The organism is Streptomyces sp. NBC_01294 (assembly GCF_035917235.1).
Taxonomy (GTDB): domain Bacteria; phylum Actinomycetota; class Actinomycetes; order Streptomycetales; family Streptomycetaceae; genus Streptomyces; species Streptomyces caledonius.
This window is the reverse complement of the sequence record NZ_CP108423.1, coordinates 2235001-2256146: the sequence shown is the minus strand read 5'-3', so window position 1 is coordinate 2256146 and position 21146 is coordinate 2235001. Positions and strand designations below refer to the sequence as shown.

General features: G+C 70.1%; 17 protein-coding genes. 13 read left to right on the top strand and 4 right to left on the bottom strand.

The genetic code is table 11. The features are described from left to right. The first annotated feature begins 216 nt into the window (after positions 1-216). From eccB to OG534_RS09890, 4 genes are all read left to right on the top strand, one after another. Positions 217-1794 carry a type VII secretion protein EccB gene (gene eccB, locus OG534_RS09905; RefSeq protein ID WP_326587722.1) on the top strand — a complete coding sequence of 526 codons (1578 nt, stop codon included), beginning with the start codon at positions 217-219 and terminating at the stop codon, positions 1792-1794. Positions 1795-1805: 11 nt separating this feature from the next. After that, the gene (mycP, locus tag OG534_RS09900) at positions 1806-3068 is read left to right on the top strand and encodes a type VII secretion-associated serine protease mycosin (protein ID WP_326587721.1); all 1263 of its coding nucleotides are present in this window, start codon (positions 1806-1808) and stop codon (positions 3066-3068) included. Between the two features lie 212 nt (positions 3069-3280). Beyond that, complete coding sequence (locus OG534_RS09895) at positions 3281-3634, top strand: hypothetical protein (RefSeq protein WP_326587720.1); 354 nt, start codon at positions 3281-3283, stop codon at positions 3632-3634. Positions 3635-3675: 41 nt separating this feature from the next. Then, a complete protein-coding gene (locus OG534_RS09890; RefSeq protein ID WP_326587719.1) occupies positions 3676-3981 on the top strand; it encodes a WXG100 family type VII secretion target in 306 nt (101 codons plus the stop codon). Between the two features lie 81 nt (positions 3982-4062). Here the strand turns inward: OG534_RS09890 and OG534_RS09885 are convergent, their stop codons facing one another. Together OG534_RS09885 and eccCa are read right to left on the bottom strand one after the other, a co-directional pair. Beyond that, entirely contained in the window at positions 4063-4308 is a 246-nt protein-coding gene (locus OG534_RS09885; RefSeq protein ID WP_326587718.1) for a DUF397 domain-containing protein, read from the bottom strand. A gap of 125 nt (positions 4309-4433) precedes the next feature. Continuing rightward, positions 4434-8387, bottom strand: a complete 3954-nt coding sequence (gene eccCa / locus OG534_RS09880; RefSeq protein ID WP_326587717.1) for a type VII secretion protein EccCa — start codon at positions 8385-8387, stop codon at positions 4434-4436. A gap of 221 nt (positions 8388-8608) precedes the next feature. Between eccCa and eccD the strand changes: the two genes are divergently transcribed. The 6 genes from eccD (at position 8609) to OG534_RS09850 (ending at position 15761) form a co-directional block, all read left to right on the top strand. Then, positions 8609-10114 carry a type VII secretion integral membrane protein EccD gene (gene eccD / locus OG534_RS09875; protein WP_326587716.1) on the top strand — a complete coding sequence of 502 codons (1506 nt, stop codon included), beginning with the start codon at positions 8609-8611 and terminating at the stop codon, positions 10112-10114. A gap of 184 nt (positions 10115-10298) precedes the next feature. Continuing rightward, positions 10299-10586: a 30S ribosomal protein S15 gene (gene rpsO / locus OG534_RS09870; RefSeq protein WP_007266917.1), complete on the top strand. Its 288-nt coding sequence runs from the start codon at positions 10299-10301 to the stop codon at positions 10584-10586. Between the two features lie 314 nt (positions 10587-10900). Further along, on the top strand, positions 10901-13123 hold the full coding sequence (locus OG534_RS09865) for a polyribonucleotide nucleotidyltransferase (RefSeq protein WP_326593540.1): 2223 nt from the start codon (positions 10901-10903) through the stop codon (positions 13121-13123). Next, positions 13120-14499, top strand: coding sequence for a M16 family metallopeptidase (locus OG534_RS09860; protein WP_326587715.1), 1380 nt, complete (start codon positions 13120-13122; stop codon positions 14497-14499). Before OG534_RS09865 ends, OG534_RS09860 begins: the two co-directional genes overlap by 4 nt. A gap of 41 nt (positions 14500-14540) precedes the next feature. After that, positions 14541-15293: a 4-hydroxy-tetrahydrodipicolinate reductase gene (dapB, locus tag OG534_RS09855; protein WP_326587714.1), complete on the top strand. Its 753-nt coding sequence runs from the start codon at positions 14541-14543 to the stop codon at positions 15291-15293. Between the two features lie 15 nt (positions 15294-15308). Continuing rightward, entirely contained in the window at positions 15309-15761 is a 453-nt protein-coding gene (locus OG534_RS09850; RefSeq protein WP_326587713.1) for a hypothetical protein, read from the top strand. A gap of 52 nt (positions 15762-15813) precedes the next feature. Here OG534_RS09850 and OG534_RS09845 read toward each other — a convergent pair whose 3' ends face one another. Together OG534_RS09845 and OG534_RS09840 are read right to left on the bottom strand one after the other, a co-directional pair. Next, a complete protein-coding gene (locus OG534_RS09845) occupies positions 15814-16380 on the bottom strand; it encodes a PH domain-containing protein (protein ID WP_326587712.1) in 567 nt (188 codons plus the stop codon). Positions 16381-16427: 47 nt separating this feature from the next. Further along, positions 16428-16667: a hypothetical protein gene (locus OG534_RS09840; RefSeq protein ID WP_326587711.1), complete on the bottom strand. Its 240-nt coding sequence runs from the start codon at positions 16665-16667 to the stop codon at positions 16428-16430. Between the two features lie 212 nt (positions 16668-16879). Here OG534_RS09840 and thyX point away from each other — a divergent pair, with 212 nt between their 5' ends. The 3 genes from thyX (at position 16880) to OG534_RS09825 (ending at position 20563) form a co-directional block, all read left to right on the top strand. Further along, a complete protein-coding gene (gene thyX, locus OG534_RS09835) occupies positions 16880-17620 on the top strand; it encodes an FAD-dependent thymidylate synthase (protein ID WP_326587710.1) in 741 nt (246 codons plus the stop codon). Between the two features lie 232 nt (positions 17621-17852). After that, positions 17853-18752: a 4-hydroxy-tetrahydrodipicolinate synthase gene (gene dapA, locus OG534_RS09830; RefSeq protein ID WP_326587709.1), complete on the top strand. Its 900-nt coding sequence runs from the start codon at positions 17853-17855 to the stop codon at positions 18750-18752. Between the two features lie 125 nt (positions 18753-18877). After that, the gene (locus OG534_RS09825) at positions 18878-20563 is read left to right on the top strand and encodes a ribonuclease J (RefSeq protein ID WP_326587708.1); all 1686 of its coding nucleotides are present in this window, start codon (positions 18878-18880) and stop codon (positions 20561-20563) included. The last annotated feature ends 583 nt before the right edge of the window (positions 20564-21146 follow it).

Sequence of the window (21146 nt, the reverse complement as noted above, 5' to 3'; positions counted from 1 at the left end):
CCGGCGCTGCGCGAACCTTGCCGCACGGCCCCGGAATCTCCCCAATCCACCCCAACAAGCCCTGATTACCCCGGTGCGGAAGGCGCTGAGCGGCAGCCTCACCCTACCCGGCCCCTGCATACCGTCCGTCAAGAGGCATAGTAGGTGCCCGGTCCGACAATCGAGGCCCGGGGACCGTACTCACCGGCCGGGCCGTGCGGGGAGAAGCAGGCGGTCATGGCATCACGACGTGATGAGCTCAACGCGTACACCTTTGCGAAGCGGCGCACGGTGGCCGCGTTCCTTCAGCCATCCGCCACGGGTACCGAGGAGGGCGCTCCCCGCCCGCTGCGCGCGGTCCTTCCGGGACTGATCGTCGGCGCCGTCGTGCTCGCCGGATTCGGCGCCTGGGGCATGTTCAAGCCGACGGCTCCCAAGGGCTGGGCGGAACCGGGGACCAGGGTCATCGTCGGCAAGGACTCGACGACCCGCTACGTGGTCCTGACGACGAAGGTCAACGGCAAGGACCAGACCCGGCTGCACCCGGTGCTGAACCTCGCCTCCGCCCGACTCCTGCTGGACCCGAAGAAGTTCAAGGTGGTCCAGGTCCAGGACAAGGTCCTGGACGCGGGCAAGCCGCCGCGCGGCCCCATCATCGGCATCCCGTACGCCCCCGACCGGCTCCCCTCCAAGGAGGACGCCGGCAAGGCCAAGCGCTGGGCCGTCTGCCAGCAGCCGGGCGGCAACGGACGCGGCGTGCAGACCGCCACCTTCGTCCTCGCCGACCGCGAGGCGGCCAGGACGGACGACGCCCACAGGCTCGCCGACACCCAGTCGCTGTACGTGCAGAGCACCGGCGCGGGCCAGGAGCGCTACCTGATCGACGCGAGCGGGAGGAAGTACAAGTTCCCGGAGGGCACCCCGGCCGCCGGAACGATGACCACCGCCCTGGTCGGCACCGGCGCGACCCCGCAGCAGGTCACCCCGGAATGGCTCGGGACCCTCAACTCCGGTGACGACCTTGCCTTCCCCGCGCTCCCCGGCAAGGCCGGCGCCGACGCCGGGGTGGGCGGCCTGGCCACCGCCGACAACAAGGTCGGCATGGTGCTCAAGGCGCAGACCGGCTCCGGCGCGCAGCACTACGTGGTGCTGCCCGGTAAGGTCGCGCCCGTCTCCGACTTCGCCGCCTGGCTGCTCATCTCGGCGCCCGCGACCGACGGCCTCAACATGCACGGCAAGGCCCGCGAGATCGACCTCCAGTCGCTCGACCCGGACGCCACCCCGTTCGCCGGCGACATCAAGTGGCCGCAGAAGAAGACCGACCGGATCAACCAGACGGCGCCGCCCGCCGGCACGCAGTCGAGCGGCGGGAACGAGCGCGACACCGTCTGCAACGTCCTGCGCTCCGTCGACGGCCAGGGCAACCAGACCCTGAGCACCTGGGCCGGCACCGGCTTCCCCATCGACATCACGGCCAGCGGCACCAGCGCGTACGTCACCCCGGGCTCGGGCCTGCTCTACACCCAGGTCCAGGGCAAGCAGACCACCGCGGGCGGCTCCCTCTTCCTGGTCACCGACACCGGTCTGCGGTACGCCGTCCAGGCCAACGGCGACAGCGACGCCGAGCAGTCCAAGATCGGCGCCGCCGACCAGTCGAAGGGCGCCACGGACGCCCGCCCCGAGGCCAGCCAGGCACAGGTCAGGCTCGGCTACGGCACCGTCAACCCGGCCATGGTGCCCATCGCCTGGTCGGAGTTCCTCTCCAAGGGCCCGCGCCTGGACACCAACTCGGCCCGCCAGCCGCAGGGTTCGTGAGGAAGCCGCCGATGCCCCAGTCCCCGCAGTCCCGGCGCGTGCTGCTCACCGCCGGCTTCGCCCTCACCCTGGTCTCCGCAGGCGCGGCCGCGGGCCCGGCCTCCGCGGTGGAAGCGGCCCCGCCGCACCCCCCGTACGCCGTGCGCCTCGACGGCGCGGGGGAGTGCACCTTCCCCATGAAGAAGCAGATCGCGGACCGCCCCTGGGCCCTCCAGCGACTCCTGCTCGACGAGCTGTGGGCGCAGACCAAGGGCAAGGACAAGAACGGCGGCAGCGTCCGGGTCGCCGTCATCGACACCGGCGTGGACCGGGCGAACCCGCAGCTCAGCGGCGCCATCGACACCGGCGCCGGCAAGGATTTCGTCGACCCCAAGGGCGGCGACGGCACGAACGACACCGTCGGCCACGGCACCAAGGTCGCGGGGCTGATCGCGGCCCGCCCCCAGGAGGGCACCGGCTTCGTCGGCCTGGCCCCCGACGCCACGATCATCCCGATCCGGCAGAACGACGGGCAGGGCAAGGGCAACGCGCTGTCCCTGAGCCAGGCGATCGACCACGCGGTGGCCAAGGGCGCCCACGTGATCAACATCTCCCAGGACACCGACGTGCCGCTGTCCGCGGACTCCGACCTCGCCAAGGCGGTCCAGAAGGCCGTCGCCGCCAACGTCGTGGTCGTGGCCTCGGCGGGCAACGACGGCATGAGCGGCGAGAAGCGCAAGACCTACCCGGCGGCCTTCCCCGGCGTGCTCGCGGTGGGTGCCTCGGACCGCAACAACGAGCGCGCCGCGTTCTCCCAGCCCGGCGACTTCATCGGGGTCGCCGCGCCCGGCGTCGACATGGTCTCCACCGTCCCGGGCTACGGCCAGTGCATCGACAACGGCACCAGCTTCTCCGCGCCGTACGTCGCCGGGGTTGCCGCCCTGCTGCGCGCCGAGCACGGCGACTGGTCCGCCCAGCAGATCGTCTGGCAGATCCAGAACACCGCCGAACGCTCGGTCAAGGGCCGTGACGACTACGTCGGTTGGGGCATTGTCGACCCGGTTCGCGCGCTCAGCCACGACCAGCAGGCCCCGAAGGCCCCGGTACCGGACCCGGGCCCGCCCCCGGCCGCCGCTCCCGAGGCGGCGGAGCTGCCGCTCACCGAGACGGCGCAGGAGCGCGAGGAGCGCTTCGGGACCTACGCTCTGGGCATCGGCGCCGTCCTCATCGCCGTCATCGCGGGTACCGCGACGGTCGTGCGGGACGCCCGCGGCCGCCGACGCCGTTTGCAGTGAACGGCCGCGGTTCATCCACGCAAGCGGCCTGCCGGTGTTGGGCCTGTCCGATGAACTGGCTAGAGTGACACCAGGCTTCACGAGTGTGATCGGGGGATCGCGTGAAGCGGAGGGGGACAGCCCGGGGCGCGTGGCTCACATCGCGCCAGGCACGTCCGCTCCGCTGCGCAATCCGCCGGTTCTGCCGGCGAATTGAGAAGTGAGGAGCTTCGATGAGCACGAACACCTTCGGACTTGCGGACGATCCGGTCGTCAAGGCGAAGAACAAGATCGAGGAGACGGCCAACGCCGTCACCAGGCAGGCCCGTGAGCTCGCCGACATCCTCGCGACCGTGAGCGCCGGCTGGACGGGTGTGGGTGCCCAGGGCTTCGTTATCGCGCAGGGCACCCTCAACGAGAGCCACGACGAGATCCGCAGGCTGCTCACCGTCCTGCACAACGCAGTGGCGCAGACCAAGAACCTCAGCAACGCCCAGGACGAAGAAGTGCGGGCCGCGTTCAACGCCGCCCAGTCGTCCCCGTCCGGATCCGCCCCCGGCCCCCGTTCGGGCCTCGAGTCCGTCTGACAAGCCGCTTCCCAGCCGGCCGCAGCGAGAAGGAGAAGAACATGTCGGGCAACGAAGGCACCCGGGTACGGTACGAGACCGTTCAGCAGATGGCGGACCGCATCCGCGTCGTCTCCGGGAACATCCTCAGGGACCTGGACGCGATGGGCACCGCCCTGAAGGTCGTCACGGACACCTGGGACGGTGAGGCGCACCGCGAGTACGTCAACCTCCAGACCAAGTACAAGGGCAAGGCCGACCAGATGCACCAGGATCTGGAGAAGATTGCCAAGCAGATCGAGCAGGGCAAGAGCGAGTACCGCGCCACCGACGTGAAGGCCTCGCGCCTGTTCACCGAGGCCTACTGAGCCCGGTACCCACGTCGGTCCGCACGTGCCGAAGGGGCGCGCCCGCACCGGGCGCGCCCCTTCGGCGTGGCGTGCGGCCCCTCAGGCCTCGTGGCGGTCGAGGTCGAACTCGCCGTCCCTGGCCCCGAGTACGAAGGCCTCCCACTCGGCGGCGGTGTAGCGCAGCACCGTGTCCCGGTCCAGCGAGGACCGCATGGCCACCGCCCCCTCCGGAAGCCGGGCGATCTCGACCCGCTCCTCGTCCGGGCTGGTCCCGGGCGGCCCTTCCCACTCCACACCGCTGATGTCGAGCGCGTACAGCTGGTCCTTCTCCTGCTGGGTGCCCATGGGCGGCCTTTCCCTCGGTGGCGCGGTCTTCACCGCCGATTATCGGGGCTGCGCCGCCAGCCGGGACGGGTTTCCACCCGAAACCGCCCGGTGGCCGGCGCTGCGGCCGGCCACCGGGCAGCGGCTCACAGACCCGGCATCCGGCCGAGCTGGACCAGCGAGGTACCCCGCCTGCGCGAGGCGAAGTAGGCCCGGCCCGGCGGCATCGGACGCGGCCGCACGTTGCCGACCAGGTCGCCCTCGGAGGGATCGCCGGACAGGACGAGGCCCTGCGCGCCCAGCTCCTTGATCCGCTGGATGAACGGCTCGTACAGCGAGCGCGAGGCACCCGCCGAGTTGCGCGCGATGATGAAGCGGACACCCGTGTCACGGGCGAAGGGCAGGTACTCCACCAGCGGCGCCAGCGGATTGCCCTGGCTGGTCGACACCAGGTCGTAGTCGTCGATGACGATGAACACGTCCGGGCCCGTCCACCAGCTGCGGTCGCGCAGCTGCTGCGGGGTGACGTCGGTCGGCGGCTGCCGCCGCGAGAACACCCCGCCCAGCGCCTCCATGTGCATCTGCAGGGAGCTCACCATCGGCGCGTACTCCAGCAGGTGCTCCTCCGGCAGCGCCCCGAGCAGGCTGCGCCGGTAGTCGCCCACGACCAGGCGCGCCTGGTCCGGCGTGTAGCGCTCCGCGATCTGCTTGGCGATGAGCCGCAGCAGGTTCGTCTTGCCCGACTCGCTCTCGCCGAAGACGAGGAGGAAGGGGTCGGACTCGAAGTCGACGAACACCGGCTCCAGATCGGTCTCGTCGATACCGATCGCGATCCCGCGCTCGGGGTACTCCCCGCCCTTGGGCAGCTGGTCGGAGTGGAGCAGCCGCGGCAGCAGCCGTACGCCGGGAGCCGCCTGCCCCGCCCAGTTCCGCTTCACCGCGTCCACGAAGGCCGCCGTGGCCTCCGACAGGTCCCCCGCCTCGTGCGAGCCGTCGATCCGCGGGAGCGCGCCCAGGAAGTGCAGCTTCTCCGCCACCTGGCCGCGGCCCGGCATCCCCGTGGGGACGTTCGCCGCGACCTTGCGGTCGAACTCGGAGTCCATGGTGTCGCCGAGCCGCAGTTCCAGCCGGCTGAGCATCTGGTCCTTGAGGGCGGCCCGGACCTCCATGTACCGCGCCGCGGTGATCACCACGTGGATGCCGTAGCCCAGACCGCGGGACGCGATGTCCGTGACGATCTGCTCCAGGCCCTCGTACTCGCCCCGGAAGGTGCCCCAGCCGTCGACGATCAGGAACACGTCGCCCCACGGCTCGCCCGGCAGGTCGCCCGCCGCGCGCCGGCGCCGGTAGGTGTTGATCGAGTCGATGTTGTTCGAGCGGAAGAACTCCTCGCGGCGGTTGAGGATGCCCCCCACCTCCGCGACCGTACGCCGTACCCGCTCCGGGTCCAGGCGCGAGGCGATCCCGCCCACGTGCGGCAGCTCCGCGATCGACGACAGGCTGCCACCACCGAAGTCCAGCCCGTAGAACTGCACTTCGCGCGGGGTGTGCGTGAGCGCGAACGAGGAGATCAGCGTCCGCATCAGCGTCGACTTGCCCGACTGCGGACCGCCGACCACCATCAGGTGGCCCGCCGCACCCGAGAAGTCCCGGTACAGCACCTCGCGCCGCTGCTCGAAGGGCTTGTCGATGAGGCCGAGCGGTACGACGAGCCCGCCGGGCCGGGTGTACCCGTCCGCGTGCAGCCCGCGCTCCGCGCTCGGCGCCAGCGCCGGCAGCAGCTGGTCCAGCGGCGGAGCCTGGTCCAGCGGCGGCAGCCACACCTGGTGCGCCGGCACCCCCTGACCCTCCAGCCGGCTCACGATCACGTCCAGCACCGTGTCCGCGAGCGCGTCGTCCTCCCGCCCCGACTGCGCCGCCAGGTACGCCGGGTCCGGGGCCGCGTACACCACCGGCACCGGGGCCGCCGTGAACAGCGCGGGCCGCCGCTCCACCGGGAACAGGCCCACCGACAGGTCCGGCCCGCCCGAGCGGTAGGTGCCCGAGACGTACGCCGCCTTGAAGCGGGTCATCTCGTCCGTACCGAACTTCAGGTAGCCCGAACCGGGCACCGACGGCAGGTGGTAGGCGTCCGGCACACCGATCGCGGTCCGCGACTCCGCCGCCGAGAAGGTCCGCAGACCGATCCGGTACGACAGGTACGTGTCCAGCCCGCGCAGCTTGCCCTCCTCCAGGCGCTGCGAGGCCAGCAGCAGGTGCACGCCCAGCGACCGGCCGATGCGGCCGATCTGGATGAACATGTCGATGAAGTCCGGCTTCGCCGTCAGCAGCTCGGAGAACTCGTCGATGACCAGGACCAGCGAGGCCAGCGGCTCCAGCGGGGCGCCGGCCGCACGGGCCTTCTCGTAGTCGTGGATGTTCGCGTAGTTGCCCGCCGAACGCAGCAGCTCCTGACGGCGCTGCAGCTCACCGCGGATCGAGTCGCCCATGCGGTCCACGAGCGTGAGGTCGTCCGCCAGGTTGGTGATGACGGCCGCGACGTGCGGCATCTGCCCCATGCCGGTGAAGGTCGCACCGCCCTTGAAGTCGGCGAGGACGAAGTTCAGCGTCTCCGAGGTGTGCGTGACCGCGAGCCCCAGCACCAGCGTGCGCAGCAGCTCCGACTTGCCGGAACCGGTCGCGCCCACGCACAGGCCGTGCGGGCCCATGCCCTCCTGCGCGGCCTCCTTGAGGTCCAGCATGACCGGGGCGCCGCCCTCGCCGACACCGATCGGCACGCGCAGCCGCTCACCGGCCGACCGCGGCCGCCAGGTCCGCGCCACGTCGACCGCGGCCGCGTCGCCCAGGTTCAGCAGGTCGGTGAAGTCCAGATTGGCCAGCAGCGGCTCGTCGTCGTCCCCGCCGCCCGTGCGCAGCGGCGCCAGCTGCCGGGCGAGGGCCTCCGCCGCGGGCAGCGACAGCGCGTCCGGGACGCCCTCGTACGCGACCCCCGCGCCCGACTCCAGCCGCAGCCGGCCCGGCCGCACCACGACCGACAGCCCGCCGCGCGGCTCGTCCAGCTCGCCCGCGACCACCTCGACGATGGTGACGCCCTGCAGCCCCTCGGCCGCCGCGAACACCGAGTCCGGCGGGACCATGCCGCCGTCCAGCACGACCACCAGGTGCGGCTGGTCCAGCACCGGGGACACCTCCCGGCTGAACCGCGGCCGGCCCTCCAGCCGCGACGCCAGCAGCGCCTCCAGCTCGGCGAGGTCGTCGCCGAACAGCCGCTTCGTGCCGGCCCCGTCGACCTGGCCCGGGACCTGCGTGTGCGGCAGCCACTTCGTCCAGTCCCACGAGGGCACGGCGCCCGGCGCGGCCACCACGGCCACCATCAGGTCCTCGGGGGAGTGCAGCGTCGCCAGCTGCGCGACCATCGCCCGCGCGGTACTGCGCGCCGACTCCGGCTCCCCGGACACCGTCACGTGGTAGAAGGCGCGTATGGACAGCGCCACCGGCAGCCCGTCCAGCGAGGAGTGCACCTTCAGGAAGCGCTGCATCGCGCCCGCCGTCAGCGGCTCCAGCTCGTCCACCGGCGCCGTCTCCGGCGCCACCAGTGTGGTCGCCAGGCGCTGCGCACCCAGCCCGAGCCGGGCCTGCCCGAAGTCCTGGTCGCCGACCCGCCGCTCCCACAGCCGCGAGCCCTCCGCCACCACCGACCACAACTGCTCGGGCGCCGGGTGCAGATACAGCTGCGCGTCGCGCTGCGCCCGCGCGGTCCGGCGTACCTGACGACGCGTCTGTGCAAGGTATTTGAGGTAGTCCCGGCGCACATCGGCCATTTGCCCCTGCGTACCGCGCCGGTGGCGCACCAGCTGGGCGATGACCATCGCCACCGTCGACACCAGCATCAGCACACCCATGATGCGCATGAACGGCGCCGCACCCGGCATGAAGAAGAAGACGACGGAAGAGCCCATGCCGAGCATCGGCAGGAGCTGCATCAGCATGCCCTCCTGCTGCCCGCGCGGAAGTTCCGGCGGAGCCTCCAGCCGCAGCTCGTCCGAAGGCACTTCGGGCGGCAGGGACCGCGGTGGGCGTTTGACGACGATCTGGCTCACCGGCGCATCAATCCCTCGAAAACGGATGGGAGGTCGCAACCGGCGCCCCCAAGTCCCGGGCGCGAAGGGGGTCTCCCCCACGCGACCGTGATCCTACTTGCCGACCGTCGGCCGTACTCCCCCAGCCACCGCTGGGAGGCGCCCCCTGTAGGGTGGCGCGCGCAGCATGCGCATCCGCGAATCGTCCGCCGGTGCGGGCATCAACCAGGGGGATCACACAGGTGAGTACGGCCGGTACGACGGGTTTCTGCAGGGTCACCGTCGTCGCTCCCGACAGCCGGATCGACGTCGCCCTCCCCGAGGACATCGCCGTCGCCGACGTCTATCCGGAGCTGCTGCGCCTCACCGGTCAGACCCAGCCCGTCGGCGCCCCGACCGGCTTCCACCTCGTACGCCGCTCGGGCACCGTCCTCGACGGCGCCCGCACGCTCGCCGGCCAACAGGTCCTCGACGGCGAGGTGCTGAGCCTGCGCCCGTTCGCGGAGTCCCTGCCGCCCGCCGTGTTCGACGACGTGTCCGACGCCGTCGCCTCCGCCGTCGTCCGCGACCGGCACCGCTGGAGCGACGACATGCTGCGCGGCGCGGGCCTGGCCGGCGCCGCCCTGCTGCTCGTCATGCTGGGCTTCGTCCTCTGGTACGCCGACCCGGTCCGCCACGACATGCACGGCCTGCCCGGCATCATCGCCGGCGCCGTGGGCGTCCTGCTGACCGGCGTGGCCGGCGTGCGCGCCCGCGTCTACCGGGACCGCGGCTCCGCCGTGGCGCTCGGCCTCGGCGCCCTCCCGCACCTGCTGATCGCCGGCTCCGGGATCATCGCCCCGGCCGCGGGCCAGGGCCCCGGCCGGCTCCAGTTCCTGCTCGGCTGCGTCTGCGTCCTGGTCGCCTCCGTCGCCCTGGTCGCGCTCACCCCCAGTGGCGACGCCCCCTTCGTCGCGGCCACCTTCGTCGCCGCCACCGGCACCCTCGCCACCTTCGTCGGCATCGCCACCGAGGCCTCCGCCACCTACACCGCGGCCGTCTGCGCCCCCGTCGCGATCGGCCTCGTCGCCTTCCTCCCCGGCCTCTCCGCCCGCTTCGCCCGCCTGCCGATCGGCTACGCGGCCCCGCAGAGCGCCACCGAGGATTACGAGACCCCGGACCGCTACGAGGCCGAGCCGTACGGTGACCAGTCCGGCTCCGACCAGCAGGACCCGGGCACCCCGCTCGACGCCGAGGCCATCGCCGCCCAGGCCCGCCGCGGCCACGAGATGCTGCTCGGCCTGGTCGGCGGCTGCGCCGCCGTCGCCGTCGGGTCCGCCGCGGTCCTCGGCTTCTCCGACAACACCTGGGGCCGACTGCTGGCCCTCGCCACCGGCCTCGCCATGCTGCTGCGCGCCCGTCTCTTCCGCTACACCTCCCAGGTGGTGTGCGCCCTGACCGCCGGCCTCGCCGCCGTCGCGCTGCTGATCCTGGGCATGGCCCTGAACCCGCCGACCGACCTGCTCGAAGCCCTCGTCCTGGAGCAGGACCGCAGCGGTCTGGACCTCCGTACGATCTGGCTGACCGCCGCCGTCGCGGGCGGAGCGGCCCTCCTCGCCGGAATTGCGCTGGTCATTCCCCGCAAGGGTCTGTCACCCTTCTGGGGGCGGCTGCTCGACCTCACCGAGGCGGCGGTCCTGCTCAGCCTGGTGCCCCTGACCCTGGCCGTCCTGGACGTCTATTCCAGGGCCCGGTCTCTCACCAGCTGAGACGGGGCCGAGCGGCAGCCTGGTACGCTGTGTGACGGCCGTTTGTGTACGCGTCCCCGGGACTCCTTTTCCAAGGATCTGTGGACTGCGCTCAGCGGACCCCGCCTCCCGAGTTACGGAAGCTCCCCAGAGATTCAGACCTGGGGCACTCGGTGGCAGACGAAGACCTAAACGAGGAGTACGCGTGCCGCTCGACGCCGCTACGAAGAAGCAGATCATCGCAGAGTTTGGTGCCAAGGAGGGCGACACCGGCTCCCCCGAGGTCCAGGTTGCGATGCTCTCCCGCCGCATCTCGGACCTGACCGAGCACCTCAAGACGCACAAGCACGACCACCACTCCCGTCGTGGTCTGCTGATCCTGGTCGGCCAGCGTCGCCGCCTGCTGCAGTACCTGGCCAAGAAGGACATCCAGCGCTTCCGTACGCTGGTCGAGCGCCTCGGCATCCGCCGCGGTGCGGCCGGCGCCAAGTAACACGCCGTGAAGGGAGCGGTTCCCACATCCGGGGGCCGCTCCCTTTGCTGTACGTGCGGACCGGACCGGACCCTTTGTAGTCTGGAAAGGACGCACGTGTACGTCTGATGAAGACGTACGAAGACGTGCACAACAGAAGAGGAGGAGCGCCCTCCCTACGCCGCCGGTCCTCGGTAGTGGCACCCGGAATGCCCCCGCGGGCACCGAACCGGATGCTTCGATCGAAGACCGGCCCCAGGCCAGGAGCGCTTCTCCGCAACCGTCCACCGCCACACGGGCGACGGACGGAGACGACGAAAATGGAGAAAACGCTAGTGGAGAACGAGACCCACTACGCCGAGGCCGTCATTGACAACGGTTCCTTCGGCACCCGCACCATCCGCTTCGAGACGGGCCGTCTGGCCCGCCAGGCCGCCGGCTCCGCCGTTGCCTACCTGGACGACGACACGATGGTGCTGTCCGCCACCACCGCGTCGAAGAAGCCCAAGGACCAGCTCGACTTCTTCCCCCTGACGGTGGACGTCGAGGAGCGGCAGTACGCGGCCGGCAAGATCCCCGGCTCCTTCTTCCGCCGTGAGGGCCGCCCCTCCGAGGACGCGATCCTCACCTGCCGCCTGATCGACCGCCCGCTGCGCCCGTCCTTCAAGAAGGGCCTGCGCAACGAGATCCAGGTCGTCGCCACGATCATGGCGCTCAACCCCGACCACCTGTACGACGTCGTCGCGATCAACGCCGCGTCCGCGTCCACCCAGCTGGCCGGCCTGCCCTTCTCCGGCCCGATCGGCGGCGTCCGCGTCGCGCTGATCCGCGGCCAGTGGGTGGCCTTCCCGACGCACACCGAGCTCGAGGACGCCGTCTTCGACATGGTCGTCGCGGGCCGTGTCCTGGACGACGGCGACGTCGCGATCATGATGGTCGAGGCCGAGGCCACCGAGAAGACCATCGCCCTCGTCAAGGGCGGCGCCCAGGCGCCGACCGAGGAGATCGTGGCCTCGGGCCTCGACGCCGCGAAGCCGTTCATCAAGGTCCTGTGCAAGGCCCAGGCCGACCTGGCCGCCAAGGCCGCGAAGCCCGAGGGCGAGTTCCCGGTCTTCCTGGACTACCAGGACGACGTGTACGAGGCCCTCGCGGCCGCCGTCAAGGGTGACCTCTCCCAGGCGCTGACCATCGCGGGCAAGCAGGACCGCGAGGCCGAGCTGGACCGCGTCAAGGAGATCGCCGCCGAGAAGCTCCTCCCGGCCTTCGAGGGCCGCGAGAAGGAGATCTCCGCCGCCTACCGCAGCCTGACCAAGGCCCTGGTGCGCGAGCGCGTCATCAAGGACAAGGTCCGCATCGACGGCCGCGGGCTCACGGACATCCGTACCCTCGCCGCCGAGGTCGAGGCCATCCCGCGCGTGCACGGCTCGGCGCTGTTCGAGCGTGGCGAGACCCAGATCCTGGGCGTCACCACCCTGAACATGCTCCGCATGGAGCAGCAGCTGGACACCCTCTCCCCGGTGACCCGCAAGCGCTACATGCACAACTACAACTTCCCGCCGTACTCCGTCGGTGAGACCGGCCGCGTCGGTTCGCCGAAGCGCCGCGAGATCGGCCACGGCGCGCTCGCCGAGCGCGCGATCGTGCCGGTCCTCCCGACCCGCGAGGAGTTCCCCTACGCGATCCGTCAGGTGTCCGAGGCCCTCGGCTCCAACGGTTCGACGTCCATGGGCTCGGTCTGCGCCTCCACCATGTCGCTGCTGAACGCCGGTGTGCCCCTCAAGGCCCCCGTCGCCGGTATCGCCATGGGTCTGATCTCCCAGGAGATCGACGGCAAGACGCACTACGTCGCCCTCACCGACATCCTCGGTGCGGAGGACGCCTTCGGCGACATGGACTTCAAGGTCGCCGGCACCAAGGAGTTCGTGACCGCCCTCCAGCTGGATACCAAGCTGGACGGCATCCCGGCCTCCGTCCTGGCCGCGGCCCTCAAGCAGGCCCGCGACGCCCGCCTCCACATCCTCGACGTGATGATGGAAGCGATCGACACGCCGGACGCCATGTCCCAGTACGCCCCGCGGATCATCACCGTCAAGATCCCCGTGGACAAGATCGGCGAGGTCATCGGGCCCAAGGGCAAGATGATCAACCAGATCCAGGAGGACACCGGCGCCGAGATCACGATCGAGGACGACGGCACCATCTACATCGGTGCCTCCGACGGCCCGGCCGCCGAGGCCGCCCGCGCCACGATCAACGCCATCGCCAACCCGACCATGCCGGAGGTCGGCGAGCGTTACCTGGGTACGGTCGTCAAGACCACCACCTTCGGTGCCTTCGTCTCCCTGATGCCCGGCAAGGACGGCCTGCTGCACATCTCGCAGATCCGCAAGCTCGCCGGTGGCAAGCGCGTGGAGAACGTCGAGGACGTGCTCGCGGTCGGCACCAAGGTCCAGGTGGAGATCGCCGAGATCGACCAGCGCGGCAAGCTCTCCCTGATCCCCGTGATCGACGGCGAGGCCGCCGGCGACGACGCTGACAAGGACGACTCCGACAAGTGATGTCGCGTAGTTCCCGTGTGACGGCCCGCCCCTCTTCGGAGGGGCGGGCCGTCGCCCGTACCCAAACCCTCCTCCAGGGCAGCAACGGCATCGGCACCGTCCGGCGCACGGTCCTGCCCGGCGGGCTGCGCATCGTCACCGAGACGCTGCCCTCCGTCCGCTCCGCCACCTTCGGCATCTGGGCGCACGTCGGCTCCCGCGACGAGACGCCCACGCTGAACGGCGCCACGCACTACCTGGAGCACCTCCTCTTCAAGGGCACCGAGAAGCGCAGCGCCCTCGACATCTCCTCCGCGATCGACGCGGTCGGCGGCGAGATGAACGCCTTCACGGCGAAGGAGTACACCTGCTACTACGCCCGGGTGCTCGACACCGACCTGCCGCTGGCCATCGACGTGGTCTGCGACATGCTCACCGGCTCGCTGATCCGCGAGGAGGACGTCGACGCCGAGCGCGGGGTCATCCTCGAAGAGATCGCGATGACCGAGGACGACCCGGGCGACATGGTCCACGACCTGTTCGCGCAGACCATGTACGGGGACACCCCCCTGGGGCGTCCGGTCCTCGGCACCGTCGACACGATCAACGCACTCGGCGCCGACCGGATCCGCCGCTTCTACAAGAAGCACTACGACCCGACGCACCTGGTCGTGGCCGCCGCCGGCAACGTCGACCACAACAAGGTCGTGCGCCAGGTACGTGCCGCCTTCGAGAAGGCCGGTGCGCTGACCCGCACCGACGCCGAGCCGATCGGCCCGCGCACCGGCACCAAGCGCATCCGCACCGCCGGCCGCGTCGACCTGGTGAACCGCAAGACCGAGCAGGCCCACGTGGTCCTCGGCATGCCCGGCCTCGCCCGCACCGACGAGCGCCGCTGGGCGCTGGGCGTACTGAACACCGCCCTCGGCGGCGGCATGTCCTCCCGCCTCTTCCAGGAGGTCCGGGAGAAGCGCGGCCTCGCCTACAGCGTGTACTCGTACACCTCGGGCTTCGCCGACACCGGTCTCTTCGGCGTGTACGCGGGCTGCCGGCCCAACCAGGTCCACGACGTGCTCCGGATCTGCCGCGACGAACTCGACAAGGTCGCCTCCGAAGGACTGGCCGACGACGAGATCAGGCGGGCCATCGGCCAGCTCTCCGGCTCGACCGTCCTCGGCCTGGAGGACACCGGCGCGATCATGAACCGCATCGGCAAGAGCGAGCTGTGCTGGGGCGACCAGATGTCGGTCGACGACATGCTGGCCAGGATCGCCGCCGTGACCCCGGACGACGTCCGGTCGGTCGCACAGGATGTACTGGCCCAGCGCCCCTCGCTCGCGGTGATCGGCCCGCTGAAGGAGAAGCAGGCCGCCCGCCTCGACGAAGCGGTCGCCTAGTTCCCACGGCAAGCAAGTCTGTGTTGATTTAAGGACGGAATATGAGCAAGCTGCGCGTGGCGGTCCTCGGGGCCCAGGGCCGCATCGGCTCCGAGGCGGTCAAGGCCGTCGAGGCCGCCGAGGACATGGAACTGGTCGCCGCGCTCGGCCGCGGCGACAAGCTGGAGACGCTGGCCGAGGCCGGCGCCCAGGTCGCGGTCGAGCTGACCACCCCGGCCTCGGTGATGGAGAACCTGGACTTCCTCATCCGCCACGGCATCCACGGAGTGGTCGGTACCACCGGCTGGACCGAGGACCGTCTCGCCCAGCTGAACACCTGGCTCGCCGGTTCGCCGAAGACCGGTGTGCTCATCGCCCCGAACTTCTCCATCGGCGCCGTCCTCACCATGAAGTTCGCCGCCCAGGCCGCCCGCTACTTCGAGTCCGTCGAGGTCGTCGAGCTGCACCACCCGAACAAGGTCGACGCCCCCTCCGGCACCGCGACCCGTACGGCGCAGCTCATCGCGGCCGCCCGCGCCGAGGCCGGCCTCGGCGCGCAGCCCGACGCGACCGCCACGGCACTCGACGGCGCGCGCGGCGCGGACGTCGACGGCGTCCCGGTGCACGCCATCCGCCTGCGCGGCCTGCTGGCCCACCAGGAAGTGCTCCTCGGCGGCGAGGGCGAGACCCTGACCATCCGTCACGATTCCCTGCACCACAGCAGCTTCATGCCGGGCATCCTGCTCGGTGCGCGCCGCGTCACGCAGACCCCGGGCCTCACGTTCGGCCTGGAACACTTCCTCGACCTGGGCTGACCGGACTGATTCACGATGCGCGCGAAGATCACGTACTTCCTCACGGCCGCCGTCCTGGTCGTGTACTTCGTCCTGGTCGGCAGCCGGGGCCTGATGCTGATCCGGCACGGCACCTGGCTCACCGTCACCTTCGGGGTGGCCGTGCTGATCCTGCCGGTCATCGGCGTCTGGTTCCTCTGGAAGAACACCCGCTTCGTCACGCGGGCCCACCACCTCGCGGCCGAGCTGGAGGCCGAGGGCGGCCTGCCCGTCGACGAGCTGGAGCGGGACCAGTACGGGCGGATCCTGAGGGACTCCGCCGACGAGGTCTTCGCGCGCCGCAGGGCCGAGACCGAGGACGCGCCGGGGGACTGGCGCAGCTGGTTCCGGCTCGCCGTCGCCTACCACGACGCCCGTGACACCCCGCGGGCCCGCAAGGCCATGCTGCGCGCGATCGCCCTGCACGACAAGAAGCCCGTACAGGTCTGATTCCTGCACGGGCTTCCCGTGGCGTGCTCCGCCGTACCTCGCGACCCGTGGGTCAGGCGGGCACCGGGCCGTACTCGTCGGCCCAGTCCGCGAGCGCGTCGGCGGCCCGGTCGAAGGCTTCCGCCCGCGACAGGAAATCCGCGTTGTGGTCGGTCAGCAGCACCGGCGGCTCCGCGCCGCCGGTCCCGGACATCGTGAGCGCCTGTCCCTGCACGGTCCTCGGCAGTCCCAGCCAGCGGACCGGCTGCTGCACCGTACGGATCCCGGTGACCTCGCTCCACGCGACCGTGCGGGTCACGAAGAACCCCACCCGGCGCAGCCCCGCAGGGCTCACCCACACGCCCACGCGCAGCGTCTGCACCGCCGACCCGACGACCACGAGGGCCGCGGCCAGGCAGAATCCGGCCCCGGCCCACCCGCCGGCGAAGGCGACGATCATCGTGGCCAGCAGCATGAAGGCGGACAGCAGGAGCAGCAGCGCGGAGATGGCCACGCGCCAGGGGCCGGGCCGGTAGGGCCGCCGCCAGCGGTCCTGGTCGGCATGGGCCAGGATCTCGTCGCCGTCGCCGTCGTCATCCACATCGGATACGCCGTCGGCCGTCAGGAAGGGCAGGGGCACGGCTGGACCTCACTCACATGCACGTTCGGTTGGGCTGTGCCGTGAGGCTACCGCCCCTGGGACGCCTCCGACTGCTGCGACTTCTCCGGCGCCTTGCTCGGCTGCAGTGCGGGCATACCGAAGAGCAGTGAGCCCGCGAGCCCCGCCACCACGGTCAGTCCGACCAGACTACGGGCGGCCAGCTGGGTCTTGCCCAGACGCTCGCGCGGCGGGGGAGTGACGTTGCTTCGGAATCGGTCGGACTCGGCGACGAAGGCGAACGGGACGGGTTCGCGCCGGAGGAACATCAGGAGAATCTCCTCGGGATCGGTAAGTGTGCGTTCTCTGGGGTTAGGACGTCCGAGCCGCCCAATCGGTGCCGGATTTCGGGACATTCGCCAAAATTCGTGGCGGTGCGTCAGCTGTGGGGGCGCCCGGGGCGGACGTGCGTCTGCATCGGGCCCGCGAGGGGCGCCGTAGAGTGGGCGCGCCCCAGGACGCACGTTTGGAAGGACTTCCGGTGAGCGACACCGCCGCTTCAGATCTGAAACCCAGCTTCCGCAGTGACGTGACGGTGGAGCTGGTGAAGCACTCCGCCGCCGACTCCGACGTGCTGTGGGCCGCTCGCGTCTCCACGGCCGGCGAGCAGTCCCTGGAGGAGCTGCAGAAGGACCCGGAGCGTTCCAAGGGCCTGATCAACTACCTGATGCGGGACCGCCACGGCAGCCCGTTCGAGCACAACTCGATGACCTTCTTCATCAGTGCCCCGATCTTCGTCTTCCGCGAGTTCATGCGCCACCGCGTGGGCTGGTCGTACAACGAGGAATCGGGCCGCTACAGGGAGCTCGAGCCGGTCTTCTACGTCCCGGACGCCGAGCGCAAGCTGGTCCAGGAGGGCCGCCCGGGCAAGTACGTCTTCGTCGAGGGCACCCAGGCGCAGCAGGAGCTGACCGGCCGCGTCATGGAGGACTCCTACGTGCGGGCGTACGAGGCCTACCAGGAGATGCTCGCCGCGGGCGTGGCCCGGGAAGTTGCCCGTTCGGTCCTGCCGGTCGGTCTTTTCTCCTCGATGTACGCCACCTGCAACGCGCGCTCGCTGATGCACTTCCTCGGCCTGCGGACGCAGCACGAGCTCGCGGCCGTCCCGTCCTTCCCGCAGCGGGAGATCGAGATGGTCGGCGAGAAGATGGAGCAGCACTGGGCCAGGCTCATGCCGCTCACGTACGCGGCCTACAACGGCAACGGCCGCGTTGCCCCGTAAGGCCTGCTGAGCCCGGAGCGTACGGATGTACGGCGTCAAGTCCCAAGTGTCCGTATTGCGACGTTTCATAAACTTCATCTAGGCTGATCAAACGGACCCGGCACTGCTTGAACCCCCGAGCAGGCAGTGCCGGCGTCCAAGACCTCTCCCGGCCGCCGCTGGGACGGACGCACCCCCTGTTGACGTCCCCCGAGGGGACACCGCGAGCATGGCAGCGAGTAGCGTGTTACCCATGGCTCCGATCTCGACTCCGCAGACCCCCTTCGGGCGGGTCCTCACCGCCATGATCACGCCGTTCACGGCGGATGGCGCACTTGACCTCGACGGCGCGCAGCAGCTCGCCGTCCACCTGGTGGACGCAGGCAACGACGGCCTGATCATCAACGGCACCACCGGTGAGTCGCCGACCACCACCGACGCGGAGAAAAACGACCTCGTACGAGCCGTACTCGAAGCCGTCGGAGACCGGGCCCACGTGGTCGCCGGCATCGGCACCAACGACACCCGCCACACCCTCGAGCTGGCCCGCCAGGCCGAGCGCACCGGCGCCCACGGCCTGCTCGCCGTGACTCCCTACTACAGCAAGCCGCCGCAGGAGGGCCTCTTCCGGCACTTCACGGCGATCGCCGACGCCACCGAGCTGCCGGTCATGCTCTACGACATCCCCGGCCGCAGCGGTGTCCCGATCGAGACGGAAACCCTCGTCCGGCTGGCCGAGCACCCCCGTATCGTTGCCAACAAGGACGCCAAGGGCGACCTCGGCCGCGCCAGCTGGGCCATCGCACAGAGCGGACTGGCCTGGTACTCGGGCGACGACATGCTGAACCTGCCCCTCCTGTCGGTGGGCGCGGTCGGCTTCGTCTCCGTGGTCGGCCACGTGGTCACCCCGGACCTGCGCGCCATGCTGGAGGCCCACCTGGGCGGAGACGTCCAGAAGGCCGCCGAGATCCACCAGAAGCTGCTCCCGGTCTTCACCGGCATGTTCCGCACCCAGGGCGTCATGACCACCAAGGGTGCGCTGAACCTGCAGGGACTGCCCGCGGGCCCGCTGCGGCTCCCGCTGGTCGAGCTGACCGCCGAAGAGACGGCCCAGCTCAAGAGCGACCTCGCCGCCGGCGGGGTACAGCTCTGACAACAGACTTCACAACTAAATAAGAACGAACAAACGAATACAGAAACAGACAAGAACAAGTGCACGAATGACATGCGCGCCACGTGCCTTCCGGGGTACGTGGCGTGCGTGGTGAGGAGACACTTTTGAGCCATCCGCATCCGGAACTCGGTCCGCCGCCGAAGCTGCCCAAGGGCGGCCTCAGGGTCACCCCCCTGGGTGGTCTCGGCGAGATCGGCCGCAACATGACCGTCTTCGAGTTCGACGGCCGCCTGCTCATCGTCGACTGCGGCGTCCTCTTCCCCGAGGAGGAGCAGCCGGGCATCGACCTGATCCTTCCGGACTTCTCGTCCATCCGGGATCGCCTCGACGACATCGAGGGCATCGTCCTCACGCACGGCCACGAAGACCACATCGGCGCCGTCCCCTACCTCCTCCGGGAGAAGCCGGACATCCCGCTGATCGGCTCCAAGCTGACGCTGGCCCTCATCGAGGCGAAGCTCCAGGAGCACCGCATCCGCCCCTACACCCTCGAGGTGAAGGAAGGCGAGCGCGAGAACCTCGGCCCCTTCGACTGCGAGTTCATCGCGGTCAACCACTCCATCCCGGACGCCCTGGCCGTGGCGATCCGCACCGGCGCCGGCATGGTCGTCTGCACCGGCGACTTCAAGATGGACCAGCTCCCGCTGGACAAGCGCCTCACCGACCTCCACGCCTTCGCGCGTCTGAGCGAAGAGGGCATCGACCTCCTCCTCTCGGACTCGACGAACGCCGAGGTCCCGGGCTTCGTGCCGCCCGAGCGCGAGATCTCCAACGTCCTGCGCACGGTGTTCGCGAACGCCCACAACCGGATCATCGTGGCCAGCTTCGCCAGCCACGTGCACCGCATCCAGCAGATCCTCGACGCCGCCCACGAGTACGGCCGCAGGGTCGCCTTCGTCGGCCGCTCGATGGTCCGCAACATGGGCATCGCCCGCGACCTGGGCTACCTGAAGGTCCCGGCCGGCCTCGTCGTGGACGTCAAGACCCTCGACGACCTGCCGGCCCACGAGGTCGTCCTGGTCTGCACGGGTTCCCAGGGCGAGCCGATGGCGGCCCTGTCCCGCATGGCCAACCGCGACCACCAGATCCGGATCGTCCCCGGCGACACCGTGATCCTGGCGTCGTCCCTCATCCCGGGCAACGAGAACGCGGTCTACCGCGTGATCAACGGCCTGACCCGCTGGGGCGCCAACGTCGTGCACAAGGGCAACGCCAAGGTGCACGTCTCGGGCCACGCCTCGGCCGGCGAGCTGCTGTACTTCTACAACATCTGCAAGCCGCGGAACCTGATGCCGGTCCACGGCGAATGGCGCCACCTGCGCGCCAACGCCGAGCTCGGTGCCATGACGGGCGTCCCCAAGGACCGCATCGTCATCGCCGAGGACGGTGTGGTCGTCGACCTGATCGACGGCAAGGCCCGGATCTCCGGCAAGGTCCAGGCCGGCTACGTGTACGTGGACGGCCTCTCGGTCGGCGACGTCACGGAAGTCCACCTCAAGGACCGCAAGATCCTCGGCGACGAGGGCATCATCTCGGTCTACGTCGTGGTGGACAGCACCACCGGCAAGGTCGTCAGCGGTCCGAACATCCAGGCCCGCGGCTCCGGCATCGATGACGGGGCCTTCGGCCCGGTCATCGCGAAGATCGAGGAGGCCATCGCACGCGCGGCCTCCGACGGCGTCGCGGAGCCCCACCAGATCCAGCAGCTCATCCGTCGCACGATGGGCAAGTGGGTCTCGGACAGCTACCGCCGCCGCCCGATGATCCTCCCGGTCGTCGTCGAGGTCTGACCCTCGCCGTAGCGACCGCACGGGAGCGGGGCAACCGGATTTGCATCCGGGGGCCCCGCTCCAGTACGTTTACGTCTCCACCTCGCACGACACCCGGGCACACACGTGTGTCCGGACGGGTCGTGCGGGCGGGTGGGAATCAAGACCCAGGGAGACCTGATAAAGTCTGATCCGCCCGAAAGGGAAAGGCCCTCCGAAGGCCATCGGAATTCGAATCCCTCCGGAAACGGAGCGGAAATGAATCTGGTAGAGTCGGAATCGTCGGAAAGGGAAACGCGAAAGCGAGAACCTGGAAAGCGCCGAGGAAGTCGGACATGAAAGAGTCTGATAGAGTCGGAAACGCAAGAACAGAACGAAAGCCCGGAGGAAAGCCCGAGAGGGTGAGTACAAAGGAAGCGTCCGTTCCTTGAGAACTCAACAGCGTGCCAAAAATCAACGCCAAAAGTTGATACCCCGTCCATTTCGGTGGATGAGGTTCCTTTGAAAAAGACCTGCGGGGTCGTCTTCGGACGGTACCTGTAGGCAATTACACAGCGAGGACGTTGTGGCGCGTCGGTCTTATTCCGACCTGACGTGCCCGCTC

Bases quoted from the DNA above. Each gene is read 5' to 3' on its own strand.
- eccB (WP_326587722.1), top strand. From the start codon at position 217: ATGGCATCACGACGTGATGAGCTCAACGCGTACACCTTTGCGAAGCGG.
- mycP (WP_326587721.1), top strand. From the start codon at position 1,806: ATGCCCCAGTCCCCGCAGTCCCGGCGCGTGCTGCTCACCGCCGGCTTC.
- OG534_RS09895 (WP_326587720.1), top strand. From the start codon at position 3,281: ATGAGCACGAACACCTTCGGACTTGCGGACGATCCGGTCGTCAAGGCG.
- OG534_RS09890 (WP_326587719.1), top strand. From the start codon at position 3,676: ATGTCGGGCAACGAAGGCACCCGGGTACGGTACGAGACCGTTCAGCAG.
- OG534_RS09885 (WP_326587718.1), bottom strand. From the start codon at position 4,308: ATGGGCACCCAGCAGGAGAAGGACCAGCTGTACGCGCTCGACATCAGC.
- dapB (WP_326587714.1), top strand. From the start codon at position 14,541: ATGAGCAAGCTGCGCGTGGCGGTCCTCGGGGCCCAGGGCCGCATCGGC.
- OG534_RS09850 (WP_326587713.1), top strand. From the start codon at position 15,309: ATGCGCGCGAAGATCACGTACTTCCTCACGGCCGCCGTCCTGGTCGTG.
- OG534_RS09840 (WP_326587711.1), bottom strand. From the start codon at position 16,667: ATGTTCCTCCGGCGCGAACCCGTCCCGTTCGCCTTCGTCGCCGAGTCC.
- dapA (WP_326587709.1), top strand. From the start codon at position 17,853: ATGGCTCCGATCTCGACTCCGCAGACCCCCTTCGGGCGGGTCCTCACC.